Genomic DNA, 16,631 nt, shown 5'->3' with positions numbered 1-16,631 from the left:
TGTCTACCTACTGGCTTTCGTCGATTGAGCGGTCGCGGTCCTGCAACGCGCGGATGCGCATCCGCTGCGCAGCCTGAATATGCGCGCGCATCTCTGTCTCGGCCGCTGCGCCATCGCGGGCCTTCAAAGCCGCCATGATGCGCCGATGCTCGGCCACTGCGGCCTCGGCGCGGTCGCTATCCAGCAATTGCGAAGGCCCCAGGATCAACAGCGCCTTTTGCAAGGAGAGCATGGATTTTGCCAGAAACCGGTTCTTGGTCGCATCCAGAAGTGTTGCGTGAAAGACCCTGTTGATCCGCGCCGCGTCCGGGCCGGTGCCTGCTTCTGCCAGCCGGTCATTCAGAACCTCAAGCTCATCCAGTTCAACATCCGATGCCGCGCGGGTTGCCAGACGGGCCGCTGTCCCTTCAAGCACCGCGCGCATCTCATAGAGTTCCATGACCTCAGCGTAATCCAGGCTGCGCACGGTGGCACCTTGCCGTGGCACATGTGTGACCAGCCCGTCGGCTTCCAACTGCCTTATCGCCTCGCGCACCGGGGTACGGCTGACGCCCAACCGTTCCGAGAGCTCAATCTCGCGCAGCCGGTCGCCGGGCAAAAGAGTGCCCTCGCGAATCTCGCACAGCAGGCGCTGATACGCAGAATTGCCTTGTGGGCCAGGTTGTAACGGGTCGTCCTGAAGGGTCATCGCAGGCTCTCTTGTCATCTTGCGTCCAGTTGTATACACATGGATACATTATAAGTCAACAAAGCTGGAACGCTTACCTTGCACAGCCAAACCGATACCCCCTCTCTTCTGACGAAACGGGCCGTCACGCTCGGCCTGGCGGTGTCGGGCACTGGGGTATTTTGGGCGCTAAACCTGCCGCTACCTTTTCTGTTCGGGCCAATGAGCGCATGTTTGATTGCAGCTCTTGCGCACGCACCGATGGAAGGCTTTGGAAAGGTCTCGGTTGCCGCCCGCACTATACTGGGCGTGGCGGTAGGGGCATCGATTACGCCGGCTCTGTTTGCTGAATTGCCAAAAATGGCCGCGTCAATTGCGCTGATCCCGTTCTTCATCCTGCTAATCGCGCTGGTAGGTGTGCCATTCTTTCGCAAATTCTGGGGCTTTGACTCCACAACGGCTTTCTACGCAGCCATGCCGGGCGGTTTGCAAGACATGATCATCTTTGGCACTGAGGCGGGGGCCAATCCGCGTACCTTGTCCTTGATCCACGGTACGCGCGTGCTGATCATCGTGACGTTGGCCCCCTTGTTCCTCACCGTGCTCTATGATGCCCAACTCACCAATCCGATTGGCGAGCCCGCGCACAACCTGCCAATACATGAATTGGCGCTGATGGTTCTGTCCGCCATTATCGGCTGGAAAGGCGGGGAGCGGATCGGCCTGTTCGGGGCGTCAATCCTGGGGCCAATGATCCTTACGGCCGCCTTGTCACTGGGCGACTTCATTCATACCCGACCGCCTCGCGAGGCCATACTTGCAGCGCAGTTTTTCATTGGCTGCGGAATTGGTGTGAAATTCGTAGGTGTCACATGGGTCGAACTACGCCGGGTAGTGGCAGCGGGCTTCGCCTATGTCATTGTCCTTGCCGTCCTGGCAGCCACTTTCACCGCCGTTGTCACCACCTTGGGACTGGGCCAACCTGTCGAGGCGTTTCTGGCCTTCGCGCCCGGTGGGCAGGCAGAGATGACGGTGCTGGCCATCGTCTCGGGCGCGGATTTGGGCTTTGTGATCACCCACCATCTGACAAGGATCGTGCTGGTGATCATTGGTGCGCCCATCGCCGCGAATCTTATTCTGCGTTGGTCCAAACCTCGGGGTTGATCATGTGGACCGGAGCGCCTTCGGCATAGGCGTTCACCTGATCGAAAATATCCGCGAATTGCAGGTCGAACTCGTCTTCAGTGACAAAGCCGATATGTGGGGTCGCGATCAGGTTGGGATGTGACAAAAGCGGGTCGGTCGAATCAATCAGTGGCTCGGAATCAAACACATCAATCGCCGCTTTGCCGGGGCGACCGACTTTCAGCGCCTCAAGCAAAGCACCAGGTGCGATCAGCCCGGCTCGCGAGGTGTTCACAAACAGCGCCTCCGGCTGCATCTGTGCGAAATCCGATGCGGTGATGATCCCGCGCGTATCCGGTTTCAAGCGCACATGGACCGAGACAACATCGCTGCTGCCAAAGAACGCTTCACGGCTGGGCGCGACCTGTGCGCCATCCGCCTGCGCACGCGCCCGGCCTTCTACGGATGACCACCAGACCACATTCATCCCAAAGGCCTCGGCATAACTTGCAATGGCGCGAGCAATGCGGCCATAGCCATAGAGCCCCAACTGACGCCCCCGCAGCGTCTTGCCCACGCCCGCCTGCCAGTGCCCTGCTTTGACCGAGGCCATTTGTGCGGGCAAATCCCGCATCCCGACCATGATTAGCACCCAAGTAAGTTCAGCTGCAGCATAAGACGGCGTTCCGCCGTGCATGTTTGAGCACAGCAGCACGTCTTGATCTGTACAGGCTTCGACATCGACATGCGGATAAACGCTGCGCTGGCTGATAAGTTTCAGGTTTGGTAATTTCTCCAGCAAGGCGCGGGTGACTTTGGTACGTTCGCGGAACAGGACAAGCACCTCCGCGTCATGCAGTCGTTCGGCCAGAGTGTCAGTTTCTTCGACATGATCCGTCCATAACGTCACCTCATGACCGGTGAGTTTCTCAAAACAAGGCAGGCCACGCAGCGTGTCAAACCAGTCATCAAGAATGTGGACCTTCATCGGCTTTCTATACCCTGCTCGGTGTTCAGTTTTCTTGGCGTCGGCACAAAATGACATGTGTTGAGAGCGGAAAGTGCATTGCGGACCCGTTCGCTTTGATCCAGCAGATGGTTGAACTGCTCATCGCAGCCAGCAATCGGTGTCGGGTAGTCCGCGATGTCCCGCCGTAGGGCCGACTGCGCCAACATGAGTTCCTGACGCGCGATATCGAGGCATTCCGAGTAGTTGTCCATCGTGTCACTCCCACTATGTATACAATAGTATACTATTTGGGTTGCACTTGATCAACTCCCGTTCCAAACAGACTCAGGCACATAAACATGCCCGTCCGCCAACTTGCGCGCGGTCCGCACCAAACCCGCCGCGTTCACTGTGAACCCGTCGGTGGTGGAAAAATCCACCAACACGTCGATATTGCCCGAGGCGTGTTCCAGAACGACTTCAGCCGGGCTTGTCGTGGGGCGATCCAGCAAACCGTCGGCGACGGTTCCGGGAGTCAAAGCGCAAGACGCCATGCATTGCGCGCCGGTGACCGCCATGGTCGGGTGGGTTTTCCACGGCATGAAATACCGCACTGCGAGCGTTCCGCCTTCTTTGGCCGGAGCAACAAGGCCGAACTTAGGGGTGACCGATTTGGACACATCCCCCATACCCATCCGCTGCCCTGCTTCGATCCTAACGGCCTCCATCCGGTCAAAGAACGCGCGGTTTGCGTCCAGCTCATTGGCGCTCTCATAGCCCGTCAATCCGAAGTCTGTGGCGCGGGCGATAGCCATCGGCATAGCGACATCCATGCAGGTCAGTTCGACGCCCTGAACTGCATCGCGCAGGTTGCCCGTAGGCAGGAACGCTCCGGTGGCCGAGCCCACCACGCCCATGAAACTCAACTGCACCGGCGCTGAATGACCGGGAACGCCGGCGATCTCCGCATCACCCTCATAGGTCAATTCGCCCCCGGGTGTATTCACCTTGGCCACGATCCGAGCCCCAGTGTTGACGGCCCGAATGCGAACTTCAGTTTCATCACCCTGCGGTTTGAACAAGCCCATCTCGATGGCAGCAGGGGCAACGCCAGACAGGATATTGCCGCAAGTGGGTTTGAAATCGACCAGCTTGTCCTCGACCGAGACCTGCGCGAAGAAATAGTCGATATCGGCCCAGTCATCCTCGCCGACCGACAGCATCGCGACCTTTGTGGTCACCGCCGCGCCGCCGCCGATGCCGTCGATGTTCAGCGACTGCCCGGACCCAAGAGCGGCGATCAACACCTCGGCCAGCGCGTCCAGATCCTCAGGCAAATCCGAGCGGCGGAAATACGGGCCTTTCGACGTGCCGCCACGCATCAAGATATAAGGGATTGCGGTTTGAGTCATTTTGAACCCCTCACTTCAACGGCCAGGGCAGGCTGACCATGTCCTGCAACAGACCTGGCGGGAAATCGCGGTTCAGAGCGCCCGCCATCAGGCACATGAACCCGATGCCGCAGGCGGTCAGGATCAGAGTCATCTGCCAGCTGGACCCGGCGCGGATACGGAGAAAGGCGATCAGGAACCCTATCAGGGCGAGGATGAAGCCCACCACCCACGTGGCCGCGATCAAACTGGCGAACCACGCCAGAGTGGACCACAGACCGTGGGGTGCGCTGGCGTCTTCACCGGCGATTTCCTTGTCGGCAAAGATCACGTCGCCTTCGGGACGTCGCATCATCTGGATCAGAAGGATCACGCAACAGAATAGCGAGACGCTGCCGATAACCAGCGGGATGATCTTGTCGGTCATATTGTAGTCGGGGATCATGTTGGCGTTGACCAATGCGACGATCAGATAGGCCATGATCACCAGCAGAAAGATAAGCGGCGCGCGTTTGGTACCGGCCTGAACATCACCCTCGGCCATGATCATCTTGGCCTGCCGGATACCCAGAATGACCGAAACAACCGTGACCACGATCAGCACGATGACGATAGGGCTGAAGACATATTCCATCCCCTCGCCAAAGCTTTTGCGGAACCGGAATGAGGCGATCTGGAACGCCTGATTGGTGAACTTCTCAACCGGGTTCGACAGAACGAAACCGATCAGGAAGGCCGGGCGCGACCAGTCGAAACGGCGTAAAAAGATGCCGATCAGGCCGATCACGAACAGGGCCAGCAAGTCTTCGAAGTTTTGGCCGGATTGGAACGCCGCAAAGCTGATCAACATGAACAGGAACGGCGCCAGATAGGTGAAGCGGATCGTGGTCAGCTTGGCGATCCCGCCCGATGCCGCGATGCACAGGATGGTCCCGACGACGTTGGCCAACGCCAGCAGCCAGACGATCGAATAGGTGATGTCGAGATTGTCCTTGAGCATGCTCGGACCGACCTCGATATCGCCTGACCCCAGCAAAGCCACCGCGCCGATGAAGATCGCCATCGAGCCTGAACCAGGGATGCCAAACAGCAGAGTTGGCACCAGCCCTCCACCCTCTTTGGCGTTGTTCGAGCTTTCCGGGCCGATGACGCCGCGCACTTCGCCTTTGCCGAAATTGCTCTTGTCCTTGGTGGATTGCACCGAGTGACCGTAGGCGATCCAGTCGACAACCGAGCCGCCGAGGCCGGGAATGACTCCAACAATCACGCCAATGATCGAACAACGCACCGACAGCCATATATTTGCGAACCAGTCTTTGACGCCGTCCAGCCAACCGGCGCCCAGTGAGGCCCCCTTGGCAATCGACCGATCTTGACGCAGCAGCGATACGATCTCGGGCACCGCAAAGATACCCAGGCCAACGATGACCAGCTTCAAACCGTCCGTCAGATAAGGAATGTCGTAAGTTGCCATGCGCAGCGAACCGCCTGCATCCGCCTCACCAATCGTGCCAACCATCAGGCCCAGACCGGCGGCGGCGACTCCTTTCAGCGGGATCCGCCCGGCCAAAATGGCGACCATCGACAGGCCGAGAATTGTGATCATCAACATCTCGGGCAGGCCGAAGGCCAGAACGATGGGTCGCGCGATAAGTATGAACATGGTCAGGAAGGTCGCGCCGACGAGCCCTCCGAATAGGGACGAGGAAAAGGCTGCTGACAAGGCCCGTGCAGCCTCGCCCTTTTTCGCCATCGGAAAGCCGTCCAGCACGGTGGCCTGCGAAGCAGAACTGCCGGGGATGCCCATCAAGACGGACGCAAACGTGTCCGAGGTCGGCACCACCGCAACCATCCCGATCATCAGCGCCAGACCAAGGATCGGGTCCATTCCGAACATGAAAGGCAACAGCAGGGACAGACCGGCAATACCGCCAAGCCCCGGAAAGACGCCCACAGCCAGCCCCATGACGACGCCGAGAATGAGATACCCCAGAACGATGGGTTGCAGGATCAAACCCCACGCGTCACCAAGCGCAGGTAGAGCGGTGGCGAAAACCTCCATAGCGGCCGCCTTTCATAAACTGTTTTGTATGTAGAGAAACGCACGCCCTTCGTTGGGCGCGACGACGTGTCAGCTTAGTTCAGCTCGACGCCGTAGGCCTCTTTCAGCCAGTTCAGGACGTATTGCTTGGCATTGTCATCCACATTGGTCGCCGTCTGCAGAGCAGATTTCGAGCCGTCGCCGACGAACACCGGATACTTGCCGACGTGCTTCGAGGAGATATCAGCAAAATCACCCCGCTCGGTCACTGCTTGAAACGCTGCGGTATAGGCGTCGACGACCTCTTGCGGCGTGTCACCGGGCAGGAAGGCCAGCTTTTGAACCGGGAAACCTGCCACGAAGAAGGCTTTCCATGCGTCCCATGCCTCACCACTGGTTTCGCAGCCATCGGTGGCCTCGCAGACCTCCTTGAAAGTCGGAATGCCCGGGAAGGTCGGGTCACGAACGATATTGCCATCAGCATCCAATGCGCCCCAAGTCATCATGGGAACGGCCTGACCGGCTTCGACCAGCGGGACCGAACCACCCAGATAGCCCGAGGACGTCTGGTAATCGATATTGGCTTCACCACGTTCAAACATCAGCCGACCATCCCCGCGGCCTTTGATCCCAAATACCGGTTCCACATTCATACCCAACATCTGCCAGGCCAGCAGAGGCACAAGGTCCAAACGGGTTGCACCCTGCGAGCCGTAGATGAAATTGGTGTCCTTCAGCGCATTGGCAGAGCCGTCAAACTTGGCTCCGTCCTCGGCGTTCAGATACGCAACACCACCCGTTCCAGATGCCATTACCGGAATCCAATCGTTGTATTCATAGCGTACGCGGGGATCGCTCAGCAGATACGGGAACTGAGTAGACCCGGACGTGCCAAACAACAGGGTACCGTCATCATGGCTTTTTTCCTGAAACCAGTTCGCGCCTTTGGTTGATCCCGCGCCCGGCATGAACTTGACCACAACAGTCGGCTGACCGGGCAATGCCTCGGATAATAGTGGCGCGAAGAAGTTGGCCCATTTAGCCGACCCGCCCGTTTCCGAGAACGGAATGACCCATTCGATGGTCTTGCCCGAGAAATCGACCTCGGCAGCGGCAGGTGCAGCGAATCCGGCAGCGGCGATCAGCCCCACGACGGCACGACGAGTGAAGTTGGAAATGGCCATTGGTTCCTCCCTGTTGACCAGACAACCACGTCGGCGCCCTCCGCGCCACCGTGATTGCAATTAGAACTGCGGGGTTGATTCCCCCTCCCATCTGGCAATCATGGGGCGCCAACCTTGCGCGAAACTTGCGGGAGACCTGATGCGGATCGTCATCGTCGAGGATAATGAGACCCTTGCCAACGCCATTGCCTATCGCCTGCGGGATCGGGGCCATGCCGCTGACGTGCTGACAGATGGCGGCGCGGCCGATTTGTATCTGGAGCAAGAAGGCGCAGATCTGATCGTTCTGGACATCAACCTGCCGGGTCGGTCTGGGCTTGAGATTTTGCGGTCCCTTCGCAACCGGGGTGACAGCGCGCCCGTCATCCTGCTGACCGCGCGCACCGAGACCAGCGACCGCGTTTCGGGTCTGGATATGGGCGCCGACGATTACTTAGTGAAACCCTTCGAGATGGATGAACTCGAGGCCCGCATCCGTGCCCTGTCCCGCCGCAAACAACTGGATTACGGTGCGCGCGAAACGATCGGAGACCTGGAATTCGACCGCACCGCCCGGCAGGTGAGCGCAAAGGGCCAAGTTCTCGATGTGCCGCGTCGGGAAATGGCTGTGCTTGAATGCCTGCTGGAACGTCGCGGCAGGATCGTCCCCAAAAGTCAGTTGATCGACTACGTCTACGGCGTGGGAGCCGATGTCGACGATTCGGCCGTCGAGCCGCATGTGTCACGACTGCGAAAACGCCTTCAGAACCTTGGCATCCGGATCAAGACCGCCCGTGGCCTTGGATATCTGCTAGAGGTGCAGAAGTGATCCGGCACGGCTCACTCAGGCTCAGGCTTTTCATTCTGATCCTGACGCCATTGGTGCTGCTCGCAATCCTGCTTGGATACTGGCGCTACACGGTTGCTCAACAAACGGCACAGGAGCTTTTTGACGACAGCCTATTGTCCGCCGGTCTGGCCATTTCTCGCGATGTGGCGGTGTCAGAAGGCGATGCCCTGTCGCCCACCACGCGCAGCTTGATCCGCGACGCATCGGGCGGAGAGATTTTTTATCACGTGACCGGACCCGGTGGCATCTACGTCACAGGGTATGCATACCCTCCGGCCGCTGCAAACCCGTCTGAGCAAGACGCGTACCAGCCGAGGTTTTTCGAGGCGATCTATCGGGATGAGCCGGTGCGCGTACTGAAAATGACCGAGCGCGTCACACTTGATAACCTTGTGGGCGATGCGACAGTAACAGCTTGGCAACGCGTTGCGGATCGCAACGCCTTTGCCAACGAACTGTCGATCCGCGCCGCGATCCTGATGGGTATCCTGCTGGCCACCCTTGCTGTTGTCGTGTGGTTCGGCGTCGCGCGAGGGCTGCGGCCCTTGCTGGATTTGCAGGATGCGATCGACCTACGCTCACCTGACGACCTGAGCGAAATCAAACGCCCGGTCCCGGTCGAGGTTCATGGCATTGTTCAGACCTTGAACCGGCTGTTTGGACAGGTCGAGCACAGCATCAACGCCCATCAGGTGTTTATCTCAGAAGCCGCGCATCAGCTGCGAAATCCGGCGGCAGCGGTCCAGTCCATGGCCGAGGCGTTGCGGGACGCAAAATCGGATGAGGACAAGGACAAACGGATTATCGAGCTTGTGTCGGCAGCGAAAAACTCCGCCACGGTGGCCGAGCAGCTATTATCGTTGGAGCGGTTGCGGCAACCTACGCATCAGGATCAGATGGACAAGATTGATTTCCGTGCGGTTGTGGAAGAAGCCTGCACTGACATGGGTGTACAGATCCTCGCAAAAGGGATCGAGTTTGATGTTACGATGCCGGACTCGACAATTCCGGTTTCAGGAGATCAGGTTTTTTTAACTGAGGCCATCAAAAACCTGCTGGACAACGCAGTTAAGCACGGTGGGACTAAGTTGAGCCAAATTTCAGTCGCGCTGCGTTCTGATGGCGAGAACGTAAAGCTTACCGTATCCGATGACGGAACCGGCCTTTCACCCGAACAAAGCGAAGCCGTTTTCAGTCGATTTTCGCAGCTGGAATATTCCGAAGGCAGCGGTTTAGGGTTGTCGATTGTCTCAGCTGTAGCGAAGCGCCACGGAGGAGTGGCCGCGATCAACCAAGTCGAAAAAGGAGCCAGCGTCACGCTTCAGCTTCCCATAGCCCTGTAGTTTGTTTCAATTTCTGCTCGGAACCCGAAACCTGTCACAATCAAAGAGAGTTTTTCGATTACAGCGAATGACCGGTTTCCACCCCAGGTGCCGGGCACGGTGGTCTTGATACGTCTTCACCGGACTTTGAAGCCTTTTGCAGCGAAATGGCGCTTGGTCCCGCTGCCCTGCCATCTGAGAAGCGCGTGGGAAGGTCCGGTTTGCGTGGTTTAGAGCCTTCTGCGCGAGCAAAAACTCAAAGTGCAGTTAAGGTCCGGTTGGGGCTCATAGTACCAATTCGGGCTTGTCGCAGAGAAGGGCAGATGCGAGCCTATCGCTGACCGCTAAGTAAACTCCAGGTCTCTGTTTTTGTGAGTGTTCTGGTTTTCGTGTCGGCAGTTCGATAAGTAGCGACAAGTTAAGACAAGAGTAGACAAATCATGGTGCCAACCAGATGACCGAACGTGCTCAACCGTTATTGGCGACGCTGATTGATGCCGACAACGTACCAGCCAAATTTGCGGAAGCAATTCTCAAGGAGGTCGCTTCAATAGGCGAACCCGCGCTTAGACGAGTTTATGGCGATTGGACCAGTAGTCGGTTGAAAGGTTGGTCCGAGGTAATCTTATCGCTGGGTCTTGTTGCACACCAGCAGACCGCCAATACGTCGGGTAAGAACGCATCCGATATTGGTCTTGTGATAGATGCGATGGACATCCTACATGGAGGTCGGTTCGACGGGTTTGTCTTGGTTTCTTCCGACAGTGATTTCACCAGTTTAGCCAATCGTCTCAGAGAGGATGGCTTAATGGTGATTGGCATCGGAGAGAAAAAAACTCCGGAGCCACTTCGGAACGTGTGCAACCGGTTCATTTTTATTGAAAACCTTGTAGCAGACGAAGGCGAAGCCAAGAAACTAGCTTCTGCAAAGGAGCAGCCCCAAAAAGCGGCAAAGTTACTCTTGGATGCCATGGCACGTATCCAACAAGATGACGAGTGGTTTCACCTTGGGCAACTTGGCCAGTCAGTAGTCGCTGCACATCCAGATTTTGATGCTCGGACCTACGGAAAGGGAAAACTGAGCGATCTCGTAGCTGCGATCAAAGGCTTCGAAACGAAGAGACAGGGCAACAGCCTCTTCGTTCGTTACGTCCAGCCAAGGGCAAAGTCCTGAGAATATCCACTTACCTTCAACCTGACTGACCGTTTTGTCCCGCACACTTTCAGTTTCTTGCGTTCTTGATTTTGCGGTTGCAGCGAATGGCAGGAATGGCGGGCCGCACCGCGGCGCAACCGCGGGTGGATGAACTGTGGCTAAGGGCCGTTTGGATATACCGTGGAGAACAGGGCAGGGACTTGTGCTGCTTCTGCACTGAGGTCGGCAAAGAGCCCAGAGTTCCAAGTTTCTGTTTCGCAGCTAAAGTCCGCTTTGTTGGGCACTTGGAGTCCCGGTTGGCGATCAATCTCGGATAGTGGTCTCAGTTCCGAGTTTACTTTGAACATGTCGAGAACTACGGTCCATTCTGACAACTCCGACGAGAAATTCTCAGACAATGCCCGTGACAAGCTACATCTTCACTGTTTCCCCCCCGCCGCGCGCCTAAGCGTGTCTTTTGCCGCGCACGCGTGCGCGCAAGACTGACGCAGGCGCGAGACGTCGCTTAAATCGCGGCCTCCTGTAGGCATACAGGGTTAGGTTGCGTGCGCCTTTTCGCCTCCAAATCTCGAAACTTCCCACCGTGATGCAAACGCCTTTTGGGCCGTGACAGCATCATGGTCGTCTGGCTGTCTGGAGGCCAATACACATGAATAAACTTACTCCACTCTTCATTCTCAGTTTGTCAGCAACACTTCAGATGATCGGTGTCGGCATGATCGTCGCACTTCTTCCACAACAGGTTCATGCAATGACCGGATCACTTGAATGCGTCGGTCTCGTCGCCTCGGTTTTTGCGTTTGCCTATCTGCTTGCGCAACTGCCGATCAGCGCTCTGTCAGACCACCTGGGCGCAAAGCGTTTCCTGGTCACTGGTTATTTACTCTGCGCAGTGTCTGGTGTTGTCTTCTTTTTCACCGAAACCGCTGGGGGCATCTTCTTGGGTCGCGCCGTACAGGGCATCGGTGAAGCTCCGATCTGGGCGCTCGGGCCAGCTATTCTTTCACTGGCCTATCCGTCAACCAAGGGGCGGGTGATTGGCATCTACAATGCGGCAATTCACATTGGCCTGACGGCGGGTCCGTTATTGGGTTTGCTCGTCGCGCCGAACGGCCAAGGCAGTCTGCCGTTTCTGATTTTTGCAGTGCTGTGCCTGTTCGCAGGACTGTGTGTCTTTTTCTTTCTGAAACCCGTTGCCGTTCCTCTTGGACAGTCTCGACCGAGCTTTGCACAATTTATCAGGCTGTTGCGCCAAAGGCAGACGTTGATCCTGTTGTTGGGTGTCCTTCTGTACGGCGCTGGATACGGTGTTTTCCTAACGGTTTTGCCCGTTTCTTTGGCATCCACACATAGGTTTGGCGCAACGGCCATCAGCCTGCTGTTCGTGGTGTTCTATGCGGCCATCAGCCTGTCGCAGATCGTTGCAGGAGCACTCTCTGATCGGTTCGGACGGAAGGGGTTTCTGATCTGGGGTATGGCGTTGGCGGCTGTTGGACTCGCGGCATTCCCGCTCTTTTTAGGGCTTTGGGCCTATATTCCACTTGGATTTGCCAGCGTTGGATTGGGAATTTTCTGCGTGGCATCCATCGCTGAATTGAACGAGGAAGCCCCCGACACACTCAAAGGGGCCATATCGGGCAGCTACTATCTCTTCTGGTCTGCGGGCTACGTGCTTGGCCCACTGTCTATTGGCGCAATCAGCTCGAACGTTCCATTCATTGGGTTCGGAACGCTCGCTGCCTTGCTTGGTGTTCAAGCCTTGGCGTTGGTAAGGGTTCAAAGCTAACCCCCACTCAACACACAGGCATCTCTTCTACGTTTGGGATGCCTGCTTTACGACTTCATTGCTGAGCCAGCCGCCAATATTGACCTCGCTGGGTCGTAGAAGTGGCAGGCTATTGGCAAAGCGGACTTTGGGGAAACGGTGCTGAACGGCAGGTCTAGTCCCATGTAGCGAGTTCAGGCAGCCTTTGTTTTGCGCTCGCAGCGAACGGCAGGTTCGACGGGGTCGCAGTGCAGTAACATTGACCAAGGTCGAACGGCAGGAAAGGGCCGGAAACACGATCGTGGTTTCCCGCTTGATCCCATCACCGGCAACAAGAAAGCTTCACTGCGGCCTTTTCTGCCAGCATTCTATTATAGCAGTAAGATGGCATCGCTGATCATCGTCGTATTAGATTTTCCGCAAGTATGCCCAAGAGACATACCCCTTTAGTCTACGAGCACGCTCCAATGAAACGCGGCACCAACGTGTGCCACCGGTCTGCTCGCAGCTGTGAACTCGTAGTGCGGTTCCATTTGGAAGACCAACGATCACATTGAACCCTGTTCCAGGTCCGCTGCGCATTTTTAGCATGTCACCGTCTTCGACTCCAAAAACCTCATATGGTCCCAGTGACGCCGCCGCAGCCGGCTCAACGCCCATGACGACCCCTAGGAACAAAGCCGCTAAGGGTGAGAAGATTGCATTGCGCATCTTGATGTCCTGCTTGTTGCCTCAACTACAATCGTAGCAATTCGGGTCACCAGAAGGAACAACTCCCAGAAAGAAATGTACGTGATACCAAAGCCTAAACCCCTACATATCTTCCAAGTGGTGGGGAACTCTGGCCCAGTTGGGGGCATCTTTCGCAAAAACCTTTTTCGATGGGCTGAAGTTGTTTGGTTCATCCAGTGTCCCAGCTGCAATGCTCGTCAATCCGAAGGCTGTCACACCCCACAAGCCTGACCCGCAGGTACCGCAGAAATGCTTGATAACAGGTCGGCCTTCCTTTGAGGTCTTCTCAAAGGTCCGTGGTTTGCCCTTCAGTAGCTGTAGATTTTCTGACTTTATCATGTACCCGGCGTAGCCATCTGTACCGGTCATCGATAGGCAATCTCTGCAAAAACACATGAGTTGCAGTACCGCTTCACCGGTGATCCGGTAGCGCACTTCACCACAGAAGCACCCACCTTCCAATGATTGTGCCATGTTCGTTCATCCCTCTATGTCCACTGGGAAGAGTAGTGAACATCGTATGCGCCCTAATCTGAGGCGGCAACATTTCCACATTACTTTTGGCTATCTCACGCGGAATTTCATCATCTGACTAAATGCGGCAGTTTCCGGCCGTGAAAAATTCTCTTCTGCGTGAGTACGGTCATTAAAGAGAGAAAACTGTGCGGATGTCCGCTCAGTAAATGTAGGTCCGTTCCATTGAGGATCAGAATCCATTCCGACGAATGGATCTTGCAAAGTCATTGGACAGACGGTCTGAATTGACCGACAATCGGATCATGGAGCTGACGGCAACCACACCTGTCCACCTGATCCATGTGGATCCAGACGTCAACATGGCGCGGTTCTATGGAATAGAATTGCAGCCGACGTTGTTTGGAGAAGTGTCCGTCCTTCGGACCTGGGGACGAATTGGCACGAACGGGCAGGCCATGATGGTGACATATGACAATGAGGCCCAGGCTGCTGATGCCCTCCACAAACTCGAAATGCAAAAGCGCCGTCGGGGGTATGTCCCGGTCGGTGAGTGAATTCGGGCTGCAATCTGTTTCCCTGGCAAATCACGAGCCTTTCGGCTCGTGACCGGGCTCTAGGTTTCAGCCGGCATGCCGGCTTCCACCCAGAACACCCCAGCATGATCTCCCTGAGCCAATAGCCCCTGAACCGTCTCTTGCGCGCCGGGGCAGGGGCTTTGGGTCATGGTCGGTCCATACCGTGGTGATCTGCCCATTCGGGTGACGATCCCTTTTGCGCTTCCGCAGGATCGAAGATCCTTTGGCTTCTTTTGTTGGTCAGGCGGGATTTGGACAAGCCAAAAGCCACCCGACGTCAGGGGGAAGGCGCGGCCTCCCCCCTCGGACAAGACAAATAGACAAGACCGTGTCCTCGCGCGTTGCGCTGCGGGCCGCACCACTCTTGTCGATTTGTCCTGTCTCGCCCCTCTCCGCGTTCGCCACGGGGCAGGTTTTAGAGACGACGCCCTTTCAGGGCTCGGCTCAAAACCAGCACCGAAGGGGACCAGCCCCGGAGGTCGCACCACAAAGGAGAGATGGTTTTGAATCTTGAGACGGCAAAAGACATCGAGACTGACACCAGCCTTCAGGCGGCAGAGATCGCGGTCCAGAATGATCTGTTTCGGAAAGCCCTGATCGATCCGACTGCAGCGATTGAGATGCACTCCAAGGGCATTCAAGGTCAGGTGTTTGTCACGCCCGGCGTGTCAGGCGAAGGCGTGGAGTTCCAGACTGCGGCCCTGTCGGCGGTGGCGTCGGATGATCGGTTTGACGAGGACAATGACCCTTATGGCGATCACACATTCGGAACGGTGACGATCAGCGGCCAAAAGCTGTTCTGGAAAATAGACCTCTATGACGCGGACTACACATACGGGTCTGACCGCCCGTTTGATCCCGCAGTGACGCGCCGTGTCCTGACCATCATGTGCCCCAGCGAATACTGAGACCAGCCCTGTCCCAACGGGGCAGGGTCTGCAAGCGCAACCCGCGCAGGAAAGGTCCCTCTCGGGACATGCAAGCATGCCCTGCCGGGCAATGGGTGAACCTATGCCCGCAAAAACCTGAAAGGGGGTGATCACAATAAGTCAGGAAACTTTGCAGCAACGACGGCACGAAGCCGTTGAGCTGCTCAAGAAGGGAGGCCTGTCAACCAACATCGCGCTCCGCTTCTTGAAACAACACGCAGCCGCCTAAGCGGCCCCGCTCTACCCCGGAAGGGGTAGGGCACCCTTAACACAAAGCGAAACACTCAAACAAGGATTTGCCCCATGAGCAAAGTCGAAACATTCACCGCACCGGAAACCATCGAAGCTATCGCCCTGTCCGATCTCTACCTGTCTGATCTGAACCCGCGACAGGAGGTTGGTGAGGAAGGCATTACACTCTTGGCCGACAGTCTGGTTATGTGCGGCTTGATCCAGAACCTCAGCGGTCTGCGCGATGCAGATGGCAAAGTCGCCATCGTCGCTGGTGGTCGCCGTCTGCGGGCTCTGAACATCGCCGTGACCGAACGCGCTGATCTGGCACAGGTTCCGGTGAAGGTCACCGACAATCCCTTTGTGGCCGAGCAATGGGCCAATGCGGAAAACACCGCCCGGGAAGAACTGGACCCGGTGGACGAGGCCCGCGCCTATGGCAAAATGGCGGAGAAATCCCTGTCTGTTGCCAAGATCAGCAATGCGTTTGGCGTAACCGAAGCCCATGTGCGCCGCCGCCTCGCGTTGGCTGGTCTGCCTGCTGCAGTTTTGGATGCGCTCAAGGCGGGTGAGATCAGCATGGGGCTGGCCAAGGCCATGACAGTCAGCACCGAAGAAGAGAAAATTCTGGAGGTTCTGGAACAGGCCAAAGAGTGTCGGTGGTTCAGTGAGCATGATGTCAAACAGGCCCTGACGTCTGAGGCTGTCAGCAGCACTAATCGCAAAGCCGTGTTTGTCGGGCAGGAGGCCTATGTCGAGGCAGGTGGCACCGTCACCGCTGATCTCTTTGCCGATGAAACCCTGTTCAATGACGGCGAACTACTGGATCATCTGTTTGCTGAGAAACTGGTGGCAGAAGCAGCAAAGCTGCGCGAAGCGGAAGGCTGGGAATGGGTGGACACCCATGATGAAAGCTACATTCCATACGGGTTCTCGGGAACCGAAGGAATGCACCGTCTGGATATGGTGAGCCGGGATTTCACCGAAGAACAGGCCGAACGGTATGACGAACTGGCCGAACTCTATGAGGGTGAGGCACTGGACGCGGAGGGTGAAAAGGAACTGGCCGCGCTCGAGGACTATGCAGCACCCTTCTATTCCGACGATCAGCGCAAGCTGTCCGGTGTGTTCCTCTATGTCAGTAACCGTGGCGAAATCAAAACATCATGGACGTGTCGCGGTTTGCTGCCGCTCCTTTGATAGCATTTATTGCAGCAAAGGAGACGAACTATGGGACTGAAACGGACGGACGAATTTC

At 56.9% G+C, this 16,631-nt stretch carries 16 protein-coding genes; 8 read left to right on the top strand and 8 right to left on the bottom strand.

Annotated elements, in window-relative coordinates:
• Positions 1-7: 7 nt before the first annotated feature.
• Complete coding sequence (locus tag ACR0EK_RS16025; protein WP_480505573.1) at positions 8-688, bottom strand: GntR family transcriptional regulator; 681 nt, start codon at positions 686-688, stop codon at positions 8-10.
• Between the two features lie 78 nt (positions 689-766).
• On the opposite strand from ACR0EK_RS16025, the gene ACR0EK_RS16020 reads away from it, so the two are divergent.
• Complete coding sequence (locus tag ACR0EK_RS16020; protein WP_480900657.1) at positions 767-1,831, top strand: AbrB family transcriptional regulator; 1,065 nt, start codon at positions 767-769, stop codon at positions 1,829-1,831.
• On the opposite strand, the gene ACR0EK_RS16015 is transcribed toward ACR0EK_RS16020, so the two are convergent.
• From ACR0EK_RS16015 to ACR0EK_RS15995, 5 genes are all read right to left on the bottom strand, one after another.
• Positions 1,800-2,780: a D-2-hydroxyacid dehydrogenase family protein gene (locus tag ACR0EK_RS16015; protein ID WP_480900659.1), complete on the bottom strand. Its 981-nt coding sequence runs from the start codon at positions 2,778-2,780 to the stop codon at positions 1,800-1,802. The genes ACR0EK_RS16020 and ACR0EK_RS16015 overlap by 32 nt on opposite strands.
• Positions 2,777-3,013 (bottom strand): hypothetical protein, encoded by a 237-nt coding sequence (locus tag ACR0EK_RS16010; protein ID WP_480487414.1) that lies wholly within the window; start codon positions 3,011-3,013, stop codon positions 2,777-2,779. Before ACR0EK_RS16010 ends, ACR0EK_RS16015 begins: the two co-directional genes overlap by 4 nt.
• A gap of 51 nt (positions 3,014-3,064) precedes the next feature.
• Complete coding sequence (locus tag ACR0EK_RS16005) at positions 3,065-4,153, bottom strand: 4-oxalomesaconate tautomerase (RefSeq protein ID WP_480487412.1); 1,089 nt, start codon at positions 4,151-4,153, stop codon at positions 3,065-3,067.
• Positions 4,154-4,163: 10 nt separating this feature from the next.
• A complete protein-coding gene (locus ACR0EK_RS16000) occupies positions 4,164-6,194 on the bottom strand; it encodes a tripartite tricarboxylate transporter permease (RefSeq protein WP_209194861.1) in 2,031 nt (676 codons plus the stop codon).
• A gap of 74 nt (positions 6,195-6,268) precedes the next feature.
• Positions 6,269-7,357 (bottom strand): tricarboxylate transporter, encoded by a 1,089-nt coding sequence (locus tag ACR0EK_RS15995; protein ID WP_480505561.1) that lies wholly within the window; start codon positions 7,355-7,357, stop codon positions 6,269-6,271.
• A 139-nt stretch (positions 7,358-7,496) separates the two neighbouring features.
• Here ACR0EK_RS15995 and ACR0EK_RS15990 point away from each other — a divergent pair, with 139 nt between their 5' ends.
• The 4 genes from ACR0EK_RS15990 to ACR0EK_RS15975 all read left to right on the top strand — a co-directional run bounded on the left by ACR0EK_RS15990 (position 7,497) and on the right by ACR0EK_RS15975 (position 12,450).
• On the top strand, positions 7,497-8,165 hold the full coding sequence (locus ACR0EK_RS15990) for a response regulator transcription factor (RefSeq protein WP_480505559.1): 669 nt from the start codon (positions 7,497-7,499) through the stop codon (positions 8,163-8,165).
• The gene (locus ACR0EK_RS15985; protein WP_480900662.1) at positions 8,162-9,529 is read left to right on the top strand and encodes a sensor histidine kinase; all 1,368 of its coding nucleotides are present in this window, start codon (positions 8,162-8,164) and stop codon (positions 9,527-9,529) included. The genes ACR0EK_RS15990 and ACR0EK_RS15985 overlap by 4 nt, the downstream gene beginning before the upstream one ends.
• A gap of 433 nt (positions 9,530-9,962) precedes the next feature.
• Positions 9,963-10,682: an NYN domain-containing protein gene (locus ACR0EK_RS15980; protein WP_113789668.1), complete on the top strand. Its 720-nt coding sequence runs from the start codon at positions 9,963-9,965 to the stop codon at positions 10,680-10,682.
• A gap of 631 nt (positions 10,683-11,313) precedes the next feature.
• Entirely contained in the window at positions 11,314-12,450 is a 1,137-nt protein-coding gene (locus tag ACR0EK_RS15975) for an MFS transporter (protein WP_480871540.1), read from the top strand.
• A gap of 387 nt (positions 12,451-12,837) precedes the next feature.
• Here ACR0EK_RS15975 and ACR0EK_RS15970 read toward each other — a convergent pair whose 3' ends face one another.
• Together ACR0EK_RS15970 and ACR0EK_RS15965 are read right to left on the bottom strand one after the other, a co-directional pair.
• Positions 12,838-13,140: an SH3 domain-containing protein gene (locus ACR0EK_RS15970; protein WP_480609275.1), complete on the bottom strand. Its 303-nt coding sequence runs from the start codon at positions 13,138-13,140 to the stop codon at positions 12,838-12,840.
• 102 nt (positions 13,141-13,242) lie between these two features.
• Positions 13,243-13,635 carry a GFA family protein gene (locus ACR0EK_RS15965; protein ID WP_171722476.1) on the bottom strand — a complete coding sequence of 131 codons (393 nt, stop codon included), beginning with the start codon at positions 13,633-13,635 and terminating at the stop codon, positions 13,243-13,245.
• 287 nt (positions 13,636-13,922) lie between these two features.
• Between ACR0EK_RS15965 and ACR0EK_RS15960 the strand changes: the two genes are divergently transcribed.
• From ACR0EK_RS15960 to ACR0EK_RS15950, 3 genes are all read left to right on the top strand, one after another.
• Positions 13,923-14,192 (top strand): WGR domain-containing protein, encoded by a 270-nt coding sequence (locus ACR0EK_RS15960; RefSeq protein WP_480900666.1) that lies wholly within the window; start codon positions 13,923-13,925, stop codon positions 14,190-14,192.
• Positions 14,193-14,710: 518 nt separating this feature from the next.
• Positions 14,711-15,121, top strand: a complete 411-nt coding sequence (locus tag ACR0EK_RS15955; RefSeq protein WP_480900668.1) for a DUF3768 domain-containing protein — start codon at positions 14,711-14,713, stop codon at positions 15,119-15,121.
• Between the two features lie 324 nt (positions 15,122-15,445).
• Positions 15,446-16,573 carry a ParB/RepB/Spo0J family partition protein gene (locus ACR0EK_RS15950; protein WP_480967942.1) on the top strand — a complete coding sequence of 376 codons (1,128 nt, stop codon included), beginning with the start codon at positions 15,446-15,448 and terminating at the stop codon, positions 16,571-16,573.
• The last annotated feature ends 58 nt before the right edge of the window (positions 16,574-16,631 follow it).

This window comes from Ruegeria sp. AE4 (assembly GCF_056542185.1).
The sequence above is the reverse complement of the archived record's forward strand: the minus strand, read 5'-3'. Positions and strand labels throughout refer to the sequence as shown.

Coding starts and splice junctions, on each gene's coding strand:
- ACR0EK_RS16025 (WP_480505573.1), bottom strand. CDS start 688: ATGACCCTTCAGGACGACCCGTTACAACCTGGCCCACAAGGCAATTCT.
- ACR0EK_RS16015 (WP_480900659.1), bottom strand. CDS start 2,780: ATGAAGGTCCACATTCTTGATGACTGGTTTGACACGCTGCGTGGCCTG.
- ACR0EK_RS16010 (WP_480487414.1), bottom strand. CDS start 3,013: ATGGACAACTACTCGGAATGCCTCGATATCGCGCGTCAGGAACTCATG.
- ACR0EK_RS16005 (WP_480487412.1), bottom strand. CDS start 4,153: ATGACTCAAACCGCAATCCCTTATATCTTGATGCGTGGCGGCACGTCG.
- ACR0EK_RS16000 (WP_209194861.1), bottom strand. CDS start 6,194: ATGGAGGTTTTCGCCACCGCTCTACCTGCGCTTGGTGACGCGTGGGGT.
- ACR0EK_RS15995 (WP_480505561.1), bottom strand. CDS start 7,357: ATGGCCATTTCCAACTTCACTCGTCGTGCCGTCGTGGGGCTGATCGCC.
- ACR0EK_RS15990 (WP_480505559.1), top strand. CDS start 7,497: ATGCGGATCGTCATCGTCGAGGATAATGAGACCCTTGCCAACGCCATT.
- ACR0EK_RS15980 (WP_113789668.1), top strand. CDS start 9,963: ATGACCGAACGTGCTCAACCGTTATTGGCGACGCTGATTGATGCCGAC.
- ACR0EK_RS15975 (WP_480871540.1), top strand. CDS start 11,314: ATGAATAAACTTACTCCACTCTTCATTCTCAGTTTGTCAGCAACACTT.
- ACR0EK_RS15970 (WP_480609275.1), bottom strand. CDS start 13,140: ATGCGCAATGCAATCTTCTCACCCTTAGCGGCTTTGTTCCTAGGGGTC.
- ACR0EK_RS15965 (WP_171722476.1), bottom strand. CDS start 13,635: ATGGCACAATCATTGGAAGGTGGGTGCTTCTGTGGTGAAGTGCGCTAC.
- ACR0EK_RS15955 (WP_480900668.1), top strand. CDS start 14,711: ATGGTTTTGAATCTTGAGACGGCAAAAGACATCGAGACTGACACCAGC.
- ACR0EK_RS15950 (WP_480967942.1), top strand. CDS start 15,446: ATGAGCAAAGTCGAAACATTCACCGCACCGGAAACCATCGAAGCTATC.